Origin of the sequence: Nocardia sp. NPDC047038 (assembly GCF_040644075.1) — a bacterium.
GTDB classification, from domain to species: Bacteria; Actinomycetota; Actinomycetes; order Mycobacteriales; family Mycobacteriaceae; genus Nocardia; species Nocardia sichangensis.
This window is the reverse complement of the sequence record NZ_JBEYVQ010000001.1, coordinates 1,509,901-1,525,712: the sequence shown is the minus strand read 5'-3', so window position 1 is coordinate 1,525,712 and position 15,812 is coordinate 1,509,901. Positions and strand designations below refer to the sequence as shown.

The following is a 15,812-nucleotide window of genomic DNA, read 5'->3' as shown; positions in this document are numbered from 1 at the left end:
CCCCGCCCGGGACATGGCCACGAAATTCTTCGCCCACGGCCGCCAACAGGGCGTCTTCCAGACCACCGTCCCGCCCGACCCGTTCGCCCGAGCCATCGAGGCCCAACTGCTGACCCTGCTCGACTGCGGCCTGTGGTCCGACGACGGCACCGGCGCCGCCACCGCCGCCCCGGACACCGCCGCCGCCACCGCCGCCCTCATCGCCGCCCCGGACACCGCCACCGCCACCGCCGCCCTCATCGCCGCCCCGGACACCGCCACCGCCACCGCCGCCCTCATCGCCGCCCCGGACACCGCCGCCGCAAGGTCGATCACGTACGGAAGTCCGGGTCGCCCCCGAGTCCCGTCTGAAGCCCGTGCCCGTACCCCACTCGCTCACACAAATGTCCGCCCCCGACTCCCTGTCCCGCGAGGCCCCCGGATCCGCGCCCGCGTCCTGACCACCCTCGGCTTCGAGGTCACCGCGATGACGACCGTCTCGGCGGCCGCCAGCAACCACGTCACCTGCAAGGACTTCGAGGTCGCGGGCCGCGTCGCCCTGCCCGAAGCCGGTGAGAAGCTGCTCGGCCGGGTCTTCGCCGAGCCGACCGCGCCGCGGAACATCCCCGACGGCCTCTGACTGCGCTCGGTCACCACTACGGAGCGGGCCTCACCGCCCACTTCTCCGGCGAGTCGGTCACCTTCCGCGACGACGTCCGGGACACCTCGTCGAACGGGTCGGCCGGAGAGAAATCAGGTGCCGTGGGCCGGAAGAGCCGTAGCCATCGCCGACGCCTCCTCGACCACCGCGCTCGCCCGAGCCTCGGGCACGCCGGCCGCGATGAGGGTGGCCGTGGCGATCCGGTGCCCGTCGTCCTCCAGCGCGCCGGTGTTGACGGACTCCACCAGAGCTACGATCAACGCCATCAGGCTGGCGCTCTGCACGGCCGGCGGCAGATGGGTGTGGAAGACGCCGTCCCGCTGCCCGCGCTCCACGATCCCGGTGGCGGCCTCCCGGGCCGGCGCGAGCACCTCGGCGAAGCGCTCGGAGCCGAGGTCCCGCCGGGTGAGCGCCACCAGCATGCGATAGCGGTCGCCCACGCGCCACATTCGGAGTACGAACCACGCCAACGCCCGCTCGGCCGACTCCCCCGGCTCCGGCCCGTCCTCCACCGCGTTCCGAAACGTCTCGGCGGCTTCCTCGGCGAGCGCCTCCAGCAGCGCCGCCCGCCCCGGGAAATGCCCGAAGAGGGTGCGCCGGACGACCCCGGCGGCCCGCGCCAGCTCCTCCAGCGTGACATCGGGGTTCCGCCCCAGCTCCTCACGGGCCGTGGCCAGGATGCGCGCCCGGTTGGACCGCGCGTTACGGCGCAGCGGCTCGCGGCCCACGGGCTTGCTCACGGAGAACCTCGCAGCATCAAAGGACGGACGAACGGCCCTCCATTTTGTCACGCCGAGCCGAAGCCCCTGTTTCACGCCCCTGCGCCCGGTGCGGCCCTCGCTTGTTCTTCGACGAGAGCTCCGGCGCGCCGGTCGCCGCCGCCGAGCTCGTCCGTCGCGGCCCTCCCACCGGCCACCCCGTTGGATCCCGGCCCGCTCAGCGGTATCTACGGTCCAGGCGGCATGGGCGCGATGTTCTTCGCCGTCCTGGCCGCTGCCCAGATAGAGCGCACCTGCATCCGGCGACGACGACATGCTCACCTTCGCCCGCGCACTGAAGGACAAAGGCGTCCCCGTCCCCGAGATCGCGAAGCTGACCAGCATGACCGGTAAGAACGTCGGACAGCACCCCTCGGTCGCCTCCGTCTATCGCGCGCACGCCGAAGCCGAGGAGACCGGCGCCCCGGCCGGGCCGGAGATCATCGCCCTGCGTCGGCCGACCTGGGTGGACCTCACCGGGCCCGGAAGCGGCACCACCGACGCGGTGGGCACGGACGTTGGACAGACCGAGGACCAGGCGAACGACCTCGTTGCCGAGCTGCTCGCGCATGCCCGACACCGAGGGGAGCACGCGTGCTCCCCTCGGTGTCGCACCGTGCGAAGGGCCCCGGGGCACTCGGAGCCGAACGCCCTGGCCAGATCGGCCCGTTCGGCCGCTGGCCCGGTCCCGCGAGGACGAGGACCACGACGAGTCCGACGAGGAGGATCCGGCTCCGAAAGTTACTCAGGGGTGACTTGTCCCCTAGTTCGCCGCTCTTCAACAGCGTGTGGCGTCATGTTCTGCTCCGGAGCGCTCACTGGCTCGGGGCACCCGCCAGTTCGCGCAGGCGAGTGTTGTTCTGCAGCGCCCATCGCATGGTTCGCGGTGCGCGCCCGAGCAGGGTTTCTAGTTGGTCGGAGACTTCGTCGTACCGCCCGCTGGCGATCAGACTGGTCTGGATCCTCAGGTGCGCCGCCACGTGCCGGGCCGTACCCGGATCGCCCAGGTCCTTCTGCAGGGCGGTCTCGTCGAGGAATGCCTCTTGCCAGGCCTCCAATTCCTCAGGGATGTAGACGACCTGGCGTCCCAGCACGGCTGCGTAGTCCTCAGCGAACCCGTACATGTCCTTCAGCTCCGGGCCGGTGAGCGCATAGGACTTCGAGATGTGCGGTGCGGGGTCGGCCAGGATCTTCACGCACACCTCGGCCACGTCGTGCACGGCGATGGGCGCGAGCCGCTGGTTGCCGAAGGGCAGGCGCAGTTCGCCGTTGCTCAGCGGGCCCAGGAGCATCCAGGTCAGATGGGGGTTCTCGGCGAACAGGGTCGCACGCACGTTGACGGTGGGGATGCCGGACCAGTCCAGCACCCGCTCGCAGACCCAGTGCGCCCGCTGCTGCGGTGACCAGTCCGTGACCAGTCCGCCGAGCAAGGAACGCCGCTCTTCCTCCGGTGTGGTCATCTTCTCGAGCGTCATGTACGACTGCTCGTAGTTGGACATGTGCACGAAGGCCTCGATGTCGCCCTGGGCTCGCGCCGCCGCGACCATCAAGGTGAGGGCATCGGCGTAGTACGGCTGCGGGGTCATGCTGAAGTAGATGCGCTTGACGCCCTTCAGCGCGGCGGCCACGTCCGCGAGTTTGAGCAGGTCGCCGACGAAGACCTCGGCCCCGGCCTCGCGCAGCGACTGCGCGCGTTCGTCGTCCCGTCGCACGAACGCACGCACCGGGTGGCCCTGTTCGAGCAGCATGTCGACCATCACCCTGCTCACGCCACCGACTTGGCCGCCGGCGCCGGTGATCAGAGATTGCGCTCCGACATCGTCGTGTCCTTCATCGGGTTGGGGTGGGTCGGCCGTTCATGCCGTGGCCGCTTTCAGGCTCACCTCGGCGATCCCCTGCAGGGCCGCGTCGGTGTCCGCGATGGCCAGCACCTTGTTGATTTCGGCGCCGGCCAGTGCACCGGCCGCTGCGGAGGCTCCGACCTGGGCGACCGGATCGGTGGCGTTGCCGGCCACCCACACACCCGGCACCTCGGTGATGCCGGCCGCGCCGGAGGCGAAACCGCGGGCCATGTTCGGCAGGTCCTGCACCGGCAGGCCCAGACCTTCCAGGCCCTGGGTGCGGGCCTGCGTCCGCGGGCCGACCGCGAGGACGCGGCGGGCCACGACCTGGCCGTCGGCCAGGCGCACACCGGCGAGGGCACCGTCGGTGTCGTTGACGATCTCGGTGACCGGGGTGTCGATGACGCGGATGCCACGGGCGGCGAAGCGGGCGCGGCTGTCCTCGTCCAGGTCGGTGCCGTGGGTGAAGTAGGTCAGGTCCTCGGTCAGCTGACGGAACAGCAATGCGTGGCCGATGGAGGCCGGGCCGGTGGCGAGGACACCGATGGGTTCATCGCGCACCTCCCAGCCGTGGCAGAACGGGCAGTGCACCACGCTGTGCCCCCAGTGCTCGGCGAGCCCGGGCACCTCCGGCAGCACGTCCGTGAGGCCGGTGGCCACCAGAATGCGGCGAGCGGTGACGCTGCGGCCGTCGGCCAGGGTGACGGTGAACCGCAGGTCCCCGTCCGCCGACGGAGCGGCAGGCTCGGCCGAGACCACCTCGCCCTGGACGACGCGTCCGCCGTACTGGCGCACCTGCTCGCGACCCCGTCGAAGGATCTCCGACGGCGGAGTGCCGTCGAAGACGATGAAGCCGTGCACTGCCTCCGCGGGCGCGTTGCGCGGGGAGCCACTGTCGATCACGACGACCGAGCGGCGGGAGCGGGCGAGGATCAGCGCACCGTTCAGCCCCGCGGCGCCCCCGCCGATCACCACCACGTCGACGGTCCCCTCGGCCAGCGCATCGCTCTCGGAGTCCTCGCCGAAGAGTGGCTGGGTCACCTGTGTCATGAGTTCAACCTCCAAGCCGCCTTCGCGGCATCACGGTCCCGCAAGCCCGGACCAAGCCGGTCCGGCGAGCCCAGGACGGTTGTGTACTGAACTGTCAGAAACCTATGCGGTTCTGTACTGACTTGTCAAGTACGACAGGTCGGCCATACGATCAGACTGGCCCAGGTCCACGAAGGACGCTCGCCGTGGTGGTTGGGCACGGCGGCGATGGCCGTGGCGAGAGTTGAGCCCAGGGAAACGGAAGTCGGGGCCGACGCCGGCAAACCGAGCGGAGAAGAATCGTGACCGCGACAACGCCATGTCAGAGTCCGCCCCGCCGCCTATCCCGGTGGTCTCGCCGCGAGGGTCGAGTGATCCGCTACGGGGCCCATGCCGCGATCCGTGCCGCGATCGCCTCGGGGGCCTCGATGTGCAGGAAGTGGCCGACGTCGGGGACGACCTCCAGCGCGTGCGCGGCGGCGAACCGATGCCGGTCGTCGACCTGCAGGGGGCGGATGCAGCCGTCGTCGGCACCGTGGAGCTGCAGCAGGGGCACTGTGATCGGCTGAGATAGGCGGCGCGTCGCCCCGAGCATTGTGGCAGGTCGAAGGTGACGCGTTCGAACTCCATGGGCGTCTCCTCGGGCGCCGGATGTAGCGCGGGGTCAGCCGGCCAGCCGGTTGAGCTTGCGGATTTGGTTGTCGAAGGCGCGCGAGGGCACGATCCGGCGCAGGAGGCTGACGCGTCGGGCCATCGAGCCGGCGGTGTACCGAAGCTTCGGCTTGGCATCGGTGGCGGCCGCGACGATCACCTTCGCGACAACGTCCGGGTCGTCGGCGTTGCGCACGGCCGTGGCCAGCACGTCCCGGGCGACCTCCCGCTGTGCGGCGTAGACCGGCAGGGGCGAGTCGGGCGGCAGGCTGCTCGCCTCGAAACTCGTGCTTGTGTAGGCCGGCTCGACCAGCAGCATCCGGACGCCGTGCTCGCGAAGCTCGTGGTCGACGGATTCGGCGTAGCCCTCGACCGCGTGCTTGGTGGCGGCGTAGATGGCCATGAAGGGGGCGGGGATCAGACCGAGTACCGAGGCGACGTTGACCACGCGGCCACTGCCCTGGGCGCGCATGTGGGGCAGCACTGCGTTGGTCATCCGCATCAGACCGAAGACGTTGATGTCGAAGACTTCCTTGGCCTGGTCGATCGAGCTCTCCTCGCCGGCGCCGACCGCGCCCACGCCTGCGTTGTTGACCAGGACGTCGACCCGGCCGAACCGCTCGATCACCTCCTCGACCAGGGAGCGGACCGACTCGTCGCCGGCCACGTCGAGATCGAGGAACGTCACCCCGGCGAGCGGCTCGGCCTTCGCCGCGTTGCGGCTCGTGCCGACCACCGCGAAGCCGGCGTTCACGAGGGCGCGCGCTGCCGCCCGCCCGATCCCGGAGGAGGCGCCCGTCACAACGGCCACTGGGGAAGCTGTCTGCATGGTGGTTCCTTCGGTTGCGGGCACGACTCCGTCGTGCCCGGTGCGGGGTCGCCGGATGGTTGTGTACTGAACTGTCAGAAATTTAGCCAGTTCTGTACTGAGTTGTCAACTATGGCTGGTCGGCGCTACCGTCGGGGTATGGCAAGACCACGAAGCTTCGACCGCGACCACGTCCTCCACGCCGCCGAGCGGCAGTTCCGGACCTCGGGCTACAACGGCTCGAGCGTGGACGACATCAGCGCCGCCACCGGCATCGGCCGCGGTAGCCTCTACGCCGCGTTCGACGGCAAGCGCGGCGTGCTGCGGCAGGCGATGAACGGGTACTTCGCCCGGCTGGCACAGTTCGCGCCGCAGGCGCTCGCCGGACCGGACGAGGGCGCCCTGGAACGACTGCACAGGTACTTGCTCCGCGCCGTCCACGGGGTGCCGCTCGCCGACGACGTACCCCCCGCCGCCGACCGGGCCGCGGCGGCCTGCTTCGCCGCCAAAATGGCCTTGGAGATCGGCACCTCCGACCCCGAGGTGCAACGCATGGCCCGCGACTGCTTCTCGGTGCTCGCGACGGCGGTGGCCGAGTGTGTACGAGCCGCGCAGCGCAACGGCGACATCGACCCCGACGCGGATGCCGACGACCTTGCCTACCTTCTGCTGACCATCATCCGCGGGACCGACGTCGTAGGCGCCTACGGTCACAGTCCCGCCCGCCTGACCTCGGTTGCGGAAAGCGCGTTCGCATTGCTGCCTCGCCCGCACCACCGCTGAGAGGAGCACGGTAGGACTCGTCGCAGAACGTCCACTGTGGATGAGCCGTCACTCTGTCCTGTCCTGTTCGAGTAAAGGCGACTTGCAGTCAAGTATGATCCGCGCCACACGGCAAACGGCATAAGCGAGACACATGACCGTCCATCCTGGACGGGCTCGTCGAGACGGCCAGGCCAGCCATCACAGCTTCAAGCCCGGGGGAAGTGCCGTCTCGAGTCGGTAGCCGCACCCCGGAGGGATCGATCTCAACGCGCAATCCGCGCCAGCTCGGATGCCGTAGCGCGCCGATGAACTCTCGGTACTCGACGGTGCCCACCAACTGTGGTTTCACCCACCGCGCCGCTGTCATCGGCCAGGATGGTGCCGACTGGTCGAACGGGCTGTCGGTTGTGGTCAACACCTTCAACCGCTCTTTCAAGCTGAATATCTCCGCCCGAACTTCGGACCCGACTACCAGCTCAGGGCGCCAGCCGCCCTGGAAACGCGACACATGCCATGGCTGCTGCGTCGGCGTAGGCACCGCGCTGATGCGCTGGGATTCGAATGCGCTTGCTCGCCGCCTGGCGGTCGCGAAGGCATGTCTGCTCTCTGCAAGATCCGGCGCTGTAAGACGCGTACGACGAAGGCGAGCTCGATGCCGAGCAAAGAGTGCATCGCTGGATTCGGGCGCGGGACGGCCGCGATCGTCAATGCCAGCTTCGCCGATCGACCGACGGGTCCAAGCAGCTCATCGACGTAAGAGTCCAAGAAGGCGTTCTGAGCGTCTGGTGCGGTTTCTTTCACGTGGCCGTGGTCTAGCCGCCAGTGCCTGGTGAAGTCGCGGTGGGCGCAGGGGCCGGTGAGCGGCTCAACCATGTCGGAGCTGCGGAGTCGGTCATCGGTCGCTCTCGCCGGCGTTTCAGCGGTCAGCGAAGATCCCTTCGAGCATGCCGGTGGCTTGGCCGATCTCGATCAGGTAGCCGTCGGGATCGCGTAAGTAGCAACGGATTTCGGCTTTGCGGTCGATCGGCTCGGTAAGAAATTCGGCGCCCTTGCCTCGTGCGTGAGCATAGAAGGCGGCGATGTCGGCTACACGGACGTTCAGGAATGCCGACACGGGATCGGTCGGCTGGGGCGGGCGCAACACGATGTTCGGTTTGTCCGGAGTGGGCCCGCCGCCGGGGTTCATGATGATCCAACTATTGGCGACTTTGACGATGCAGGGGTTCTCCTCCAGCACCACGCGACCGTTGAAGATGTCGGCGTAAAAGGTCCGAGAGCGGGCCACGTCGGACACGGTCAGAAAGTGGGTCACCAGTATTCCCTGGTCAGGAGCGGGCAAGTCAGTACTGTTCATGAACGCTGCTGCCTCCTTTCGCGGTCAGTCGATACGGTGCGGTGTGCTGTCGCGATGGCTACAGCTTCAGGGTGAGCATTGCCGCCCCGGCCGGTTTCTCGTCGTCGCGATCACCCGCGGTACGCCGGGGTGGTGAATCTCCGCCTGCAGCCGAGCTTCTCCAGTCGGAGCCGCCTGATCATGAGGGGGTAGACGTCCCGCCCGTCGGCGTCCGATAACTAGGAAGCGCGGTGAGGTGGGTGGTCAGGTCGTAGAACATCGGTGAGTCGGCGGCTGTCGCCGCTGCCCACAACCGTCTGCGCGCGGCAGCGCTGATCGGGAGGTCCTCCTCTCCGCCAGCCTCCAGGAGCACGTCGAAGTCGGCGGCGGAGGCGCGTATCGGTCTGGGGTTGTCACGGTCGAGTGCGCGGTTCACGACCGCCGCCATGGGGCCGCGAGCCAATAAGTTCAAAGCCGTGATGTAGTCCCTGCCGAGTAGGTCGGTCAGGTCCAGCGCCTCGCGTAGCCCTGCTTCGGCGGCCATGACGACCACATTGGTGATCAGCTTGTAGGCAACGCCGGAGCCGAGCGGTCCGACGCGGACAACGTGCCCGAACGACGCGAGGACGGGCTCCCAGGCGGCGGCGAGTTCGTCATCGCCGCCGAGCAGGATGGTCAGCGTGCCCTCGTCGGCGTAGCGGACTCCGCCGACGAGGGTGGCGTCCAGCAGGTGCGTCAATGGTGGCATCGCGGCAGCGATCGAATTCAGGATCGCGGGTGTGGTGGTCGAGGTCACCGCCAGCACCGCATCTGGTCGCAGGCCCGCCAGAATGCCGTTGGCGCCCAGATGCGCGGACGGTATGTCCGCCGACATGACCGAACTGATCACCAGATCGGCCTCGCGTGCCGCAGCTGCGGCGCTGGGGGCGGCGCTCGCACCCGCAGCCATCATGTCCGCGACGCGGTGCGGCGCTATGTCGAATACGGTCACGGGATAGCCCGCGACCAGCAGACGCGCCGCCATTCGCGATCCCATGTCTCCCACACCGACGAAGCCGATCCGCGGCATCCATTCAGTCTAGGCAGCGCGATCCGCTGCGACCAGCGCCTACGCGAAGACAACGTCGACCAGGCCATGTTCGGACAAGTCGCGCAGCAGCACCGTCGCATAGGCGTCATCGCCTCCGCCGGGAACTGGCTGCCTTTCTGGAGGGTCGAGCATCGGCGGGGTCGTCGAGGCGGGCGATGCCGTGCAGATAGCGGTGATAGCGAGCGGACGCGGAAAGTCCGGCGATACGGGCGACGAACGGGCGTTATGACGTGATCATGGTCAGGACGAGTTCGCCGTACCTATGCTGGATGAATTCCGCACGGAAGTCCCGGGCACCCTGCGGCTACCTCCCCGCAGGGGCGGTACCGTTCGACGCGGTGCGAGTGCCCGGTATCTGGTCTTCGGTCGGCGAGTGCCCCGGGCGAGCTCTCGGCTGATGGTCGACGCGGACCTTCCGATCGACCTGGCAATCGCTCGGACACCGCCGCACGGCGACAGGCGATCTCTTCCCGCTCGGCGAACGACAAGAGGGCCGGGCGAGTCGAGGGTTCACTCCATGGCGGCATCACTCCGCCAGCCTCACGGAACCACCGCCAGCCAACCGTCTTCGACACACCGACCGCCGCGGCCGCGGTGTCGATGATCTCGCCCTCACGGATCCACGCCCAAAACGAACGCCCGAACACAAACCCCTCGTCATGACGGGTGTTGCATTGACCCCTTGAACCTAAGCGGCTTGTTCGCTGGGGAAGTGACCTACGGCGCGGATCGCACGCCGGTAGCGGGCATTCAATGACTCGATGGCGCTGGTCGAGCAGATCACCCGTCGGATCTCGACGTCGTAGAGGCTGTTGCAGAATCGGGTGCCGATGATCAGACCGTCGAGGTGCGGGAACAAGATCGTCAACACACCAAGATCAGAACACCGCCGAACCGATCAACTACGGAGCGCCCCAGCACATCCGGACGCTGGGTCAATCACGGAATGCGAGACAAAACCAGTGTCCGTTGTCACTTGACCTGACGCAGGATCACGGGGATGAGCTGCGATGCGTCAGGTATGTGGCAGTTCGTTGCGTCGGGCTTCTGCCGGTGTTTGACGCAACTCGGTGCGGTAGGAGTCAGGGGTGGATCTCAAAGATCGGTTCGTCCACCCGGACGAGGAGTAGGGCGCCGCTTCGGCAAGAATCACGTGGTGGACAAAGGGCACGCTTCCGAGTGAGTGGACCATCGACGAGGTGCGGCGACGAGCGCAGGACAGCACCGTGGAGTTGTTGGATCCCAGCACTCCGGTATTCCTGGCGCCACTCGAACCTAGCGAAGGAGTCTGCTTGGAAGTCGATCCGATCATCGGCTTCACCGGTCTGTGCCTCGCGCGCTGCGTCGACGACGGCGAGTGGTACATGGGCCATCGAGGCGAACCAGGGGAGCCGATCTTCTGCTGGTCCAGCTACGGCGCGGATCTCGGCATCGCGATTGACGGCCTGTAGGACAACTCCCGAGCACCAACCGGAACGACGAACCCGCGTCAGCCCAGCGGCAGGCAGAAGCGAACTCGAGTGCGCGCTCATGCCGAATATCGGGCGCCAACGAATTGATCGAACCGGACATCCCTGAAGCAGCAGCACCCGCAAATCAGCGGATCTGGACCACCACTTTGCCGAGGGCGCGTCCCGTACCTACGTGGGACAGCGCTTTCGCGGTCTCGTCGAGCGGGAAGGTGTGGTCGATGTGGATTCCGATCCGTCCTGCGACACATGCCTCCGCGAGGGGTGTGAAGTGCGCGGGCCCTTCCTTCACCGCGAGGACTCCGAGAGAACGCCCGGTCACCGATCCGGCGAGCACGCCGACCGTCGTCATCCGCAGCAACGCGCTCGTGGTGCCGCCGACGCAGCGGTACCGGCCGCCGCGGGCGACCGACCTGCGGTAGGCGAAGACCGACCGGTGGGCGACCAGGTCGAGTACTCGGTCGTATGGTCCGGTTCGGGTGAAGTTCTCGACGCGATAGTCGATAACCTCGTCTGCGCCGAGCGTGCGCATGAACGCCAGCTTGTCGGCGTTGTCGACCGCGGTCACGTGCGCCCCGGCGTGCTTGGCCAACTGGATCGCGAACGCTCCGGATCCGCCGCCCGCTCCGTTGATCAACACCGACATTCCGGCCTCGATATCGGCCGTGCCCTGTAGGGCGATCGCCCCGGCTTGGGGCAGGGTCGACGCTTCGGCGAAGCTCAGCGACGCCGGTTTGTGGGCCAACGCCGATTCAGGAGCCACGGCATATTCAGCGAATCCGCCCTTGAGCATCAGAATGTCGCCGTAGACCTCGTCACCGGGTGCGAACAGGGTGACCTCGGAGCCGACGGCTTCGACCCGTCCGGCGATATCGGATCCGAGAACCGGACGACCGGGAGTCCGGAGCCCGCCGATGCGCGAATACAGCGGCGTCCCCCGCAGTGTCTCCCAGTCGGAGAGGTTGATCGACGTCGCGTGCACCTGGACCAGCACCTGTTTCGGCGCCGGAGACGGCGTTGGGGTATCCGCGATCGACAGCACCTCGGGGCCGCCGTAGCGGTCGTACACGACAGCCCTCATGCGATACCGGCGCGGAGGATCGAGCGACAGCTGGACACGTGACAAAGTCTAGTCGGCGGGCCGCGCCGCGGGCCGGCGAACTGTGCGCCGGCCTTCTGTGCAAGCGAGAATCTCTGCGACATAACGCATCTCATGTTCTCAGCGCAGGGTGTGGCCTAGGAAGCCGAGCGTGTCGACCGGCCCGACGGCACCGTTGTTCCGGCTCGGCGTGCAGCCCTCGGTCATCCCGGAGCTACCGTGCCCCCAGGAGACGACCGGCCAGCCACCTTGCGGCGGCTTCCCCTCAGGCACGCAGACCATGCCCCGCTGATTACCGGCTCTTCGCTCTGCCCGGTCGTGCGATAGACGAGCCGAAAATCGCTGCCCGTATGCGGAATCAACTCCGAAGAGCGCACAAGTCGACCACCGTTCCCGGCGCCGTCAGATCGCGCAGGCTGTCACCCTCGCCCAACGCACTCACATGCCACTGGGCGCTCGTTGGTCGACTGTCCGAAATCCGGCTCGGATCGATTGGGTGGCACGAACCTTCGCTTGCAGCCATGGGGTTGCGGCGGGATACTCCCACGGGGGCCGTGGCTCCAGACCTGATCACGGAAAGTGGGCCAGAACCAGGTTTGGGTCGGCATTGACAGCCTCACCAACAACGGCCAGATCATCCAACTGATTCACCGCTACGACCCAATCGAACGAACCTGGTCCGACCGCGCGCGGGTTGTTCGGATCGGCCGGGCAGCAGGTCGGCGAGGGCGGTTCGGATCGCGACCCGGCTCACCTTTTGCCGGCGGGCCAATGCGGCGATGCTGGCGCCTTCGCGGTATTCCTGGCGGACCTGGTCCAGCGCACCGTTCGTGGCGACCTGTGGGCGGCGGCCGGATCGGGCGCCTTGTGCCCAGGCGGCAGCCAGGCCCTCGCGGGTGAGTTCGTTTTGCAGGTCGCGCTGGAACTGGCCGACCGAGATCAGCACGTTGACCAGCACCAGTCGGCGGAAGCCTTCGCGTTCGAGCGCGGGGATCTTGGATGATGTGGCCGGGTCGGCGAACAGCCGCACTCCGTCGGCTCCGTCGGTCAGGCCGGCCTCAGTGAGCAGGTGGGTCTGGCGGTCGGTGCTCTGCTCGTCGGTGGATACCCGTGTGTAGACGAGTTCGGCCATCGCAGAGTCCCTTTCGTTGCCCGGTGTGGTGTCCGTTCACTGTTCTATCTGTCGTCAATCGGGAACGGATCGCATTGGATCGGCTGCGCCGTTTCCGCATGATCCGAGTGGCACGGAGGCGGTCTCGGGAGTATGTCGTCAAAGGGTCATTTGACGACACCAACGGATGTTCATCGGCCGCAGGGTTCGACCCGTCGGCTGTGTATCGACGGGCCATGGCCGCGAATGAACACCGGGAGGTCGTCCAGTCGCTTGTCCATCTTGCGGATCACCGAGTAGACGTCGTCGTCGCACATCGGGCACAGCCGGGTGGCGTACTGGCTGGTGGTGGGCAGGAAGTCGGTGGGGATGCCGAGGTCGACACTCTGGACCCAGGTCAGTCGATCACGCAACGGCACCAGCACCCGACGACTCGACCTCGAACGGTTCGCCGCTGTCGTCGACCAGCCCCGTCAACGGCTGACCCGCGCGATCATCGAGCTCCGCGACCCGGAACCGGACTGGCTCGGCTTGCGCCACGAACCCCAACACGGCTGCCACCGCTGCGCCGCCACGCATCCCGGAGGCCCGCGCCCCTGCGACTCCTGGGCCACCACCTGGTCTGCCTACGTCACCGCGTCTGGATCGGGCCACCCGATTTGACCGGCTTCGAGCAGACCGATCTGAGCGAACTACCGGAAGTCGTTGCCGCGCAACGCACACACCTGCACCTGCTGCACCGTCTCGGACCGGCGGCGACTTTCGACGCGGTGCTCACCGGCTTCCCGATCTGCGCTCACCGCTGGAGCACCCGAGAAGAACCCCCCGCGCGGCGACGCACGACACCGGTGGAGCAAACGGGCTCAGCAGCTGATCCCGATCGGCACCGAACTGACGACTTTCACCCCGTTGAAGTTGTTCGCCGCCGCCTACCCCGAAACCGTCTACATCGCCGAGGTTCTCGGCGCTGCGCTGGCGGCGCCTGGCCGCCGGCGACCCGGACATGCAACGAAGATTCGCCCTTGAGATCGGGCGGCGTCTCGATGCCAACCCGACTACCAGCCACAAATCACGGGCGACGCCATCGACAGCGCTCTTCAAGGGCGATCTCACTGGTCCCGAACCCCAGGATGCGGTACTGTCCCCATTAACAAAGACTGAATTGTTCATATGTATTCAGGAGTGGTATGCCGCCCCCGTTCAGTGCTGAGGACCGCGCCCGGATCACCGAGCAACTCCTGGAGGCCGGACATAGCTTGTTCACCACCCAGGGCCTGCGCAAGACCTCCCTGGACGACCTCGTCGCCCCTGCCGGGATCGCCAAAACCAGCTTCTATGCCTTCTTCGACTGCAAGGAGGCGCTGTACCTGGAGCTGATGCTGCGACAGGCACCTCAGCTGCACAACAAGCTGGCAGTGGTGTTGAGCGAGGCCGAGAACGCGCGCGGCGCCCTCGGCGGGTTCCTGCGCGCTACGGTGCGGATGCTGGAGGACAACCCGCTCTATCACCGGCTGATTACCCACCCCGAGGAGATGCGGGCGGTGGTTCGTCGTATGGGCCCCGACGAGCTGGCCAGGGCGCGGCAGGTGATGCCGCTGACCGAGTTCCTGGAGGCTGCCAAGGCCAAGGGCCAACTCATCGAAGCCGACGCCGACGAACTGATCGGGGTGCTCCAAGCCGTACTTCTGCTGCCCATGCATCGCCAAGACATCGGCGAGCACCGGTACCCCGCCGTGCTCGACCGGCTCATCGACATTGTCGCGACTGGACTGACCAAGCAATGACCATGCGCGAAGGTGTACTGACAGGTGGTGCCGCCTACCTGGAGTTCGGAACGGGAAGCCCGCTCGTGGTATTTCGCACGGTGCTGCCGGACTCGGCCAACCCCACGGGTGCCGCCCGATGGGCAGAGTTGCGCTCCCTCAAGTCGCTGGCCGCGCGATTCACCGTGCTGGCAGTCGGCCGCCGGCCCGGTCTCGAGCCCGGTGTCACCATGGCCGAGCTCGCCGCTCACCACGCCGAAGAGTTACATGCGCGTTTCGACTGCGCGGTAGACGTATTCGGCCTGTCCACGGCTGGTTGCCTCGCGCTGCAGTTCGCCGTCGACCACCCCGGCCTGGTACGCCGACTGGTGGTCGGAGCCGCGGGCCCACGCCTTGGGTTGGAGGGCCGACGCATACAGCGCGAGTACACGGACCTGCTGGCCACTGGACGATACCGGGCCGCGGCAGCGGCACTGGCGCCAACGACCGCGGACTCCCGGCCCGGGCGAGCCTTGATGGCCGTTCTACTGGGACTGACTGCCGGTCGCCCGGCAGACCCGGACGGCATGGTGGCCATGCTGGCGGCCGAGGACGCGTTCGACATCGAAGACCGTCTGGGCGAGATCACCGCACCCACCTTGATGATCGCCGGTGCGCGCGACGCCCTCTACCCGCCCGAACTCGCTGAGCGAGTAGCCAGCGGAGTACGTGATGGCAAGCTCCGGGTGTACGAGGGGCGCCGACACCACACAGTGATGTCCGACCGCCGATTCAGCGAAGACGTCATCGATTTCCTCGCCCCGCCCGACGCCGTATGAAAGGCACTCACCAACTCGGCTCCCGATTGTTGGAGTAGCGAACCGGGTCAGATAGTGCGGGGTTCCGGCGGAACCAGCCGACCCGGCCTTCGACCTCGCCCTTCTCGTGGGCGCCTTCGACGTCGGGCTGGCAGTAGAACGGCTCCAACCCCAAATGTGACCGGAACACCGTCCATCGTTCGGCTTCCACCCGGGCACGGGTGAACCCCAGAACCTGCGCGACCGCAGAACGCAGGTTGTCGTAGCGCACTTCCCGGGCGGGACTCCGCCGAGGAGGCAGCGCGTGCAGATGGCCTTCGAAGAACGCTTCCTGGCCTGCCGACAGCGATGCGGGGTTCCCGTAGAACGCGCCGAATTTCGGGCGGATTTGGAGTGCCCAGGAGCCTGCACACCACAGCCGTATGGTGCCTTCTACTACGGCCGCCAAGCAGCCGAACTCGCGCTCAAGGCATTCCTTCCGTCGGCCGTCCTCGCGAATCACCGGTACAGCCACAATCTCGACGGCCTGCTCAACGCGCTCCCGGCAGGGGATGATCTGCTCGGGGATGGCGCCGACCAGCAACTCATCGTCAGTTTCATCCAGGATTTCCACCGCCTAGACCCGCGTGGCGACCAGGGCCGGTATCCAACGACCGGA

General features: G+C 67.5%; 17 protein-coding genes and 2 pseudogenes. 5 read left to right on the top strand and 14 right to left on the bottom strand.

Features of this window, described 5'->3' with window-relative positions:
- The first annotated feature begins 13 nt into the window (after positions 1 to 13).
- Positions 14 to 619 carry a hypothetical protein gene (locus tag ABZ824_RS07345; protein ID WP_356962194.1) on the top strand — a complete coding sequence of 202 codons (606 nt, stop codon included), beginning with the start codon at positions 14 to 16 and terminating at the stop codon, positions 617 to 619.
- Between the two features lie 113 nt (positions 620 to 732).
- On the opposite strand, the gene ABZ824_RS07340 is transcribed toward ABZ824_RS07345, so the two are convergent.
- From ABZ824_RS07340 to ABZ824_RS07320, 5 genes are all read right to left on the bottom strand, one after another.
- Complete coding sequence (locus ABZ824_RS07340) at positions 733 to 1,380, bottom strand: TetR family transcriptional regulator (RefSeq protein ID WP_356962192.1); 648 nt, start codon at positions 1,378 to 1,380, stop codon at positions 733 to 735.
- Positions 1,381 to 2,213: 833 nt separating this feature from the next.
- Positions 2,214 to 3,167 (bottom strand): NAD(P)H-binding protein, encoded by a 954-nt coding sequence (locus ABZ824_RS07335; RefSeq protein WP_356962190.1) that lies wholly within the window; start codon positions 3,165 to 3,167, stop codon positions 2,214 to 2,216.
- Positions 3,168 to 3,254: 87 nt separating this feature from the next.
- Positions 3,255 to 4,289 (bottom strand): NAD(P)/FAD-dependent oxidoreductase, encoded by a 1,035-nt coding sequence (locus ABZ824_RS07330; protein WP_356962189.1) that lies wholly within the window; start codon positions 4,287 to 4,289, stop codon positions 3,255 to 3,257.
- A gap of 358 nt (positions 4,290 to 4,647) precedes the next feature.
- Positions 4,648 to 4,824, bottom strand: a complete 177-nt coding sequence (locus tag ABZ824_RS07325; RefSeq protein ID WP_356962187.1) for a hypothetical protein — start codon at positions 4,822 to 4,824, stop codon at positions 4,648 to 4,650.
- Between the two features lie 108 nt (positions 4,825 to 4,932).
- Complete coding sequence (locus ABZ824_RS07320; RefSeq protein ID WP_356962488.1) at positions 4,933 to 5,748, bottom strand: oxidoreductase; 816 nt, start codon at positions 5,746 to 5,748, stop codon at positions 4,933 to 4,935.
- A 138-nt stretch (positions 5,749 to 5,886) separates the two neighbouring features.
- Between ABZ824_RS07320 and ABZ824_RS07315 the strand changes: the two genes are divergently transcribed.
- The gene (locus ABZ824_RS07315) at positions 5,887 to 6,510 is read left to right on the top strand and encodes a TetR/AcrR family transcriptional regulator (RefSeq protein WP_356962186.1); all 624 of its coding nucleotides are present in this window, start codon (positions 5,887 to 5,889) and stop codon (positions 6,508 to 6,510) included.
- 88 nt (positions 6,511 to 6,598) lie between these two features.
- Here the strand turns inward: ABZ824_RS07315 and ABZ824_RS07310 are convergent, their stop codons facing one another.
- From ABZ824_RS07310 to ABZ824_RS07290, 5 genes and pseudogenes are all read right to left on the bottom strand, one after another.
- Complete coding sequence (locus ABZ824_RS07310) at positions 6,599 to 7,000, bottom strand: hypothetical protein (protein WP_356962184.1); 402 nt, start codon at positions 6,998 to 7,000, stop codon at positions 6,599 to 6,601.
- Between the two features lie 408 nt (positions 7,001 to 7,408).
- Positions 7,409 to 7,786 (bottom strand): VOC family protein, encoded by a 378-nt coding sequence (locus ABZ824_RS07305; protein WP_356962183.1) that lies wholly within the window; start codon positions 7,784 to 7,786, stop codon positions 7,409 to 7,411.
- Between the two features lie 238 nt (positions 7,787 to 8,024).
- Positions 8,025 to 8,894 (bottom strand): NAD(P)-binding domain-containing protein, encoded by an 870-nt coding sequence (locus ABZ824_RS07300; protein WP_356962181.1) that lies wholly within the window; start codon positions 8,892 to 8,894, stop codon positions 8,025 to 8,027.
- A gap of 399 nt (positions 8,895 to 9,293) precedes the next feature.
- Positions 9,294 to 9,442 (bottom strand): annotated as a pseudogene (locus ABZ824_RS07295) (helix-turn-helix domain-containing protein); the annotation flags it as partial.
- 164 nt (positions 9,443 to 9,606) lie between these two features.
- Positions 9,607 to 9,720, bottom strand: a pseudogene (locus ABZ824_RS07290) (transposase); the annotation flags it as partial.
- 487 nt (positions 9,721 to 10,207) lie between these two features.
- On the opposite strand from ABZ824_RS07290, the gene ABZ824_RS07285 reads away from it, so the two are divergent.
- Positions 10,208 to 10,366, top strand: a complete 159-nt coding sequence (locus tag ABZ824_RS07285) for a hypothetical protein (protein WP_356962180.1) — start codon at positions 10,208 to 10,210, stop codon at positions 10,364 to 10,366.
- Between the two features lie 145 nt (positions 10,367 to 10,511).
- On the opposite strand, the gene ABZ824_RS07280 is transcribed toward ABZ824_RS07285, so the two are convergent.
- The 3 genes from ABZ824_RS07280 to ABZ824_RS07270 form a co-directional block, all read right to left on the bottom strand.
- On the bottom strand, positions 10,512 to 11,465 hold the full coding sequence (locus tag ABZ824_RS07280; protein ID WP_356962179.1) for an NAD(P)-dependent alcohol dehydrogenase: 954 nt from the start codon (positions 11,463 to 11,465) through the stop codon (positions 10,512 to 10,514).
- A gap of 652 nt (positions 11,466 to 12,117) precedes the next feature.
- On the bottom strand, positions 12,118 to 12,615 hold the full coding sequence (locus ABZ824_RS07275; protein ID WP_356962178.1) for a recombinase family protein: 498 nt from the start codon (positions 12,613 to 12,615) through the stop codon (positions 12,118 to 12,120).
- A gap of 170 nt (positions 12,616 to 12,785) precedes the next feature.
- Positions 12,786 to 13,019, bottom strand: coding sequence for a hypothetical protein (locus ABZ824_RS07270; protein WP_356962176.1), 234 nt, complete (start codon positions 13,017 to 13,019; stop codon positions 12,786 to 12,788).
- Between the two features lie 762 nt (positions 13,020 to 13,781).
- Here ABZ824_RS07270 and ABZ824_RS07265 point away from each other — a divergent pair.
- Both ABZ824_RS07265 and ABZ824_RS07260 read left to right on the top strand, forming a co-directional pair.
- Positions 13,782 to 14,378 (top strand): TetR/AcrR family transcriptional regulator, encoded by a 597-nt coding sequence (locus tag ABZ824_RS07265; RefSeq protein ID WP_356962174.1) that lies wholly within the window; start codon positions 13,782 to 13,784, stop codon positions 14,376 to 14,378.
- A gap of 2 nt (positions 14,379 to 14,380) precedes the next feature.
- Positions 14,381 to 15,175: an alpha/beta hydrolase gene (locus ABZ824_RS07260; RefSeq protein WP_356962172.1), complete on the top strand. Its 795-nt coding sequence runs from the start codon at positions 14,381 to 14,383 to the stop codon at positions 15,173 to 15,175.
- A 7-nt stretch (positions 15,176 to 15,182) separates the two neighbouring features.
- Here the strand turns inward: ABZ824_RS07260 and ABZ824_RS07255 are convergent, their stop codons facing one another.
- On the bottom strand, positions 15,183 to 15,767 hold the full coding sequence (locus ABZ824_RS07255; RefSeq protein ID WP_356962170.1) for a hypothetical protein: 585 nt from the start codon (positions 15,765 to 15,767) through the stop codon (positions 15,183 to 15,185).
- Positions 15,768 to 15,812: the final 45 nt, after the last annotated feature.

Bases quoted from the DNA above. Each gene is read 5' to 3' on its own strand.
- ABZ824_RS07345 (WP_356962194.1), top strand. From the start codon at position 14: ATGGCCACGAAATTCTTCGCCCACGGCCGCCAACAGGGCGTCTTCCAG.
- ABZ824_RS07330 (WP_356962189.1), bottom strand. From the start codon at position 4,289: ATGACACAGGTGACCCAGCCACTCTTCGGCGAGGACTCCGAGAGCGAT.
- ABZ824_RS07320 (WP_356962488.1), bottom strand. From the start codon at position 5,748: ATGCAGACAGCTTCCCCAGTGGCCGTTGTGACGGGCGCCTCCTCCGGG.
- ABZ824_RS07315 (WP_356962186.1), top strand. From the start codon at position 5,887: ATGGCAAGACCACGAAGCTTCGACCGCGACCACGTCCTCCACGCCGCC.
- ABZ824_RS07300 (WP_356962181.1), bottom strand. From the start codon at position 8,894: ATGCCGCGGATCGGCTTCGTCGGTGTGGGAGACATGGGATCGCGAATG.
- ABZ824_RS07280 (WP_356962179.1), bottom strand. From the start codon at position 11,465: ATGAGGGCTGTCGTGTACGACCGCTACGGCGGCCCCGAGGTGCTGTCG.
- ABZ824_RS07275 (WP_356962178.1), bottom strand. From the start codon at position 12,615: ATGGCCGAACTCGTCTACACACGGGTATCCACCGACGAGCAGAGCACC.
- ABZ824_RS07265 (WP_356962174.1), top strand. From the start codon at position 13,782: ATGCCGCCCCCGTTCAGTGCTGAGGACCGCGCCCGGATCACCGAGCAA.
- ABZ824_RS07260 (WP_356962172.1), top strand. From the start codon at position 14,381: ATGCGCGAAGGTGTACTGACAGGTGGTGCCGCCTACCTGGAGTTCGGA.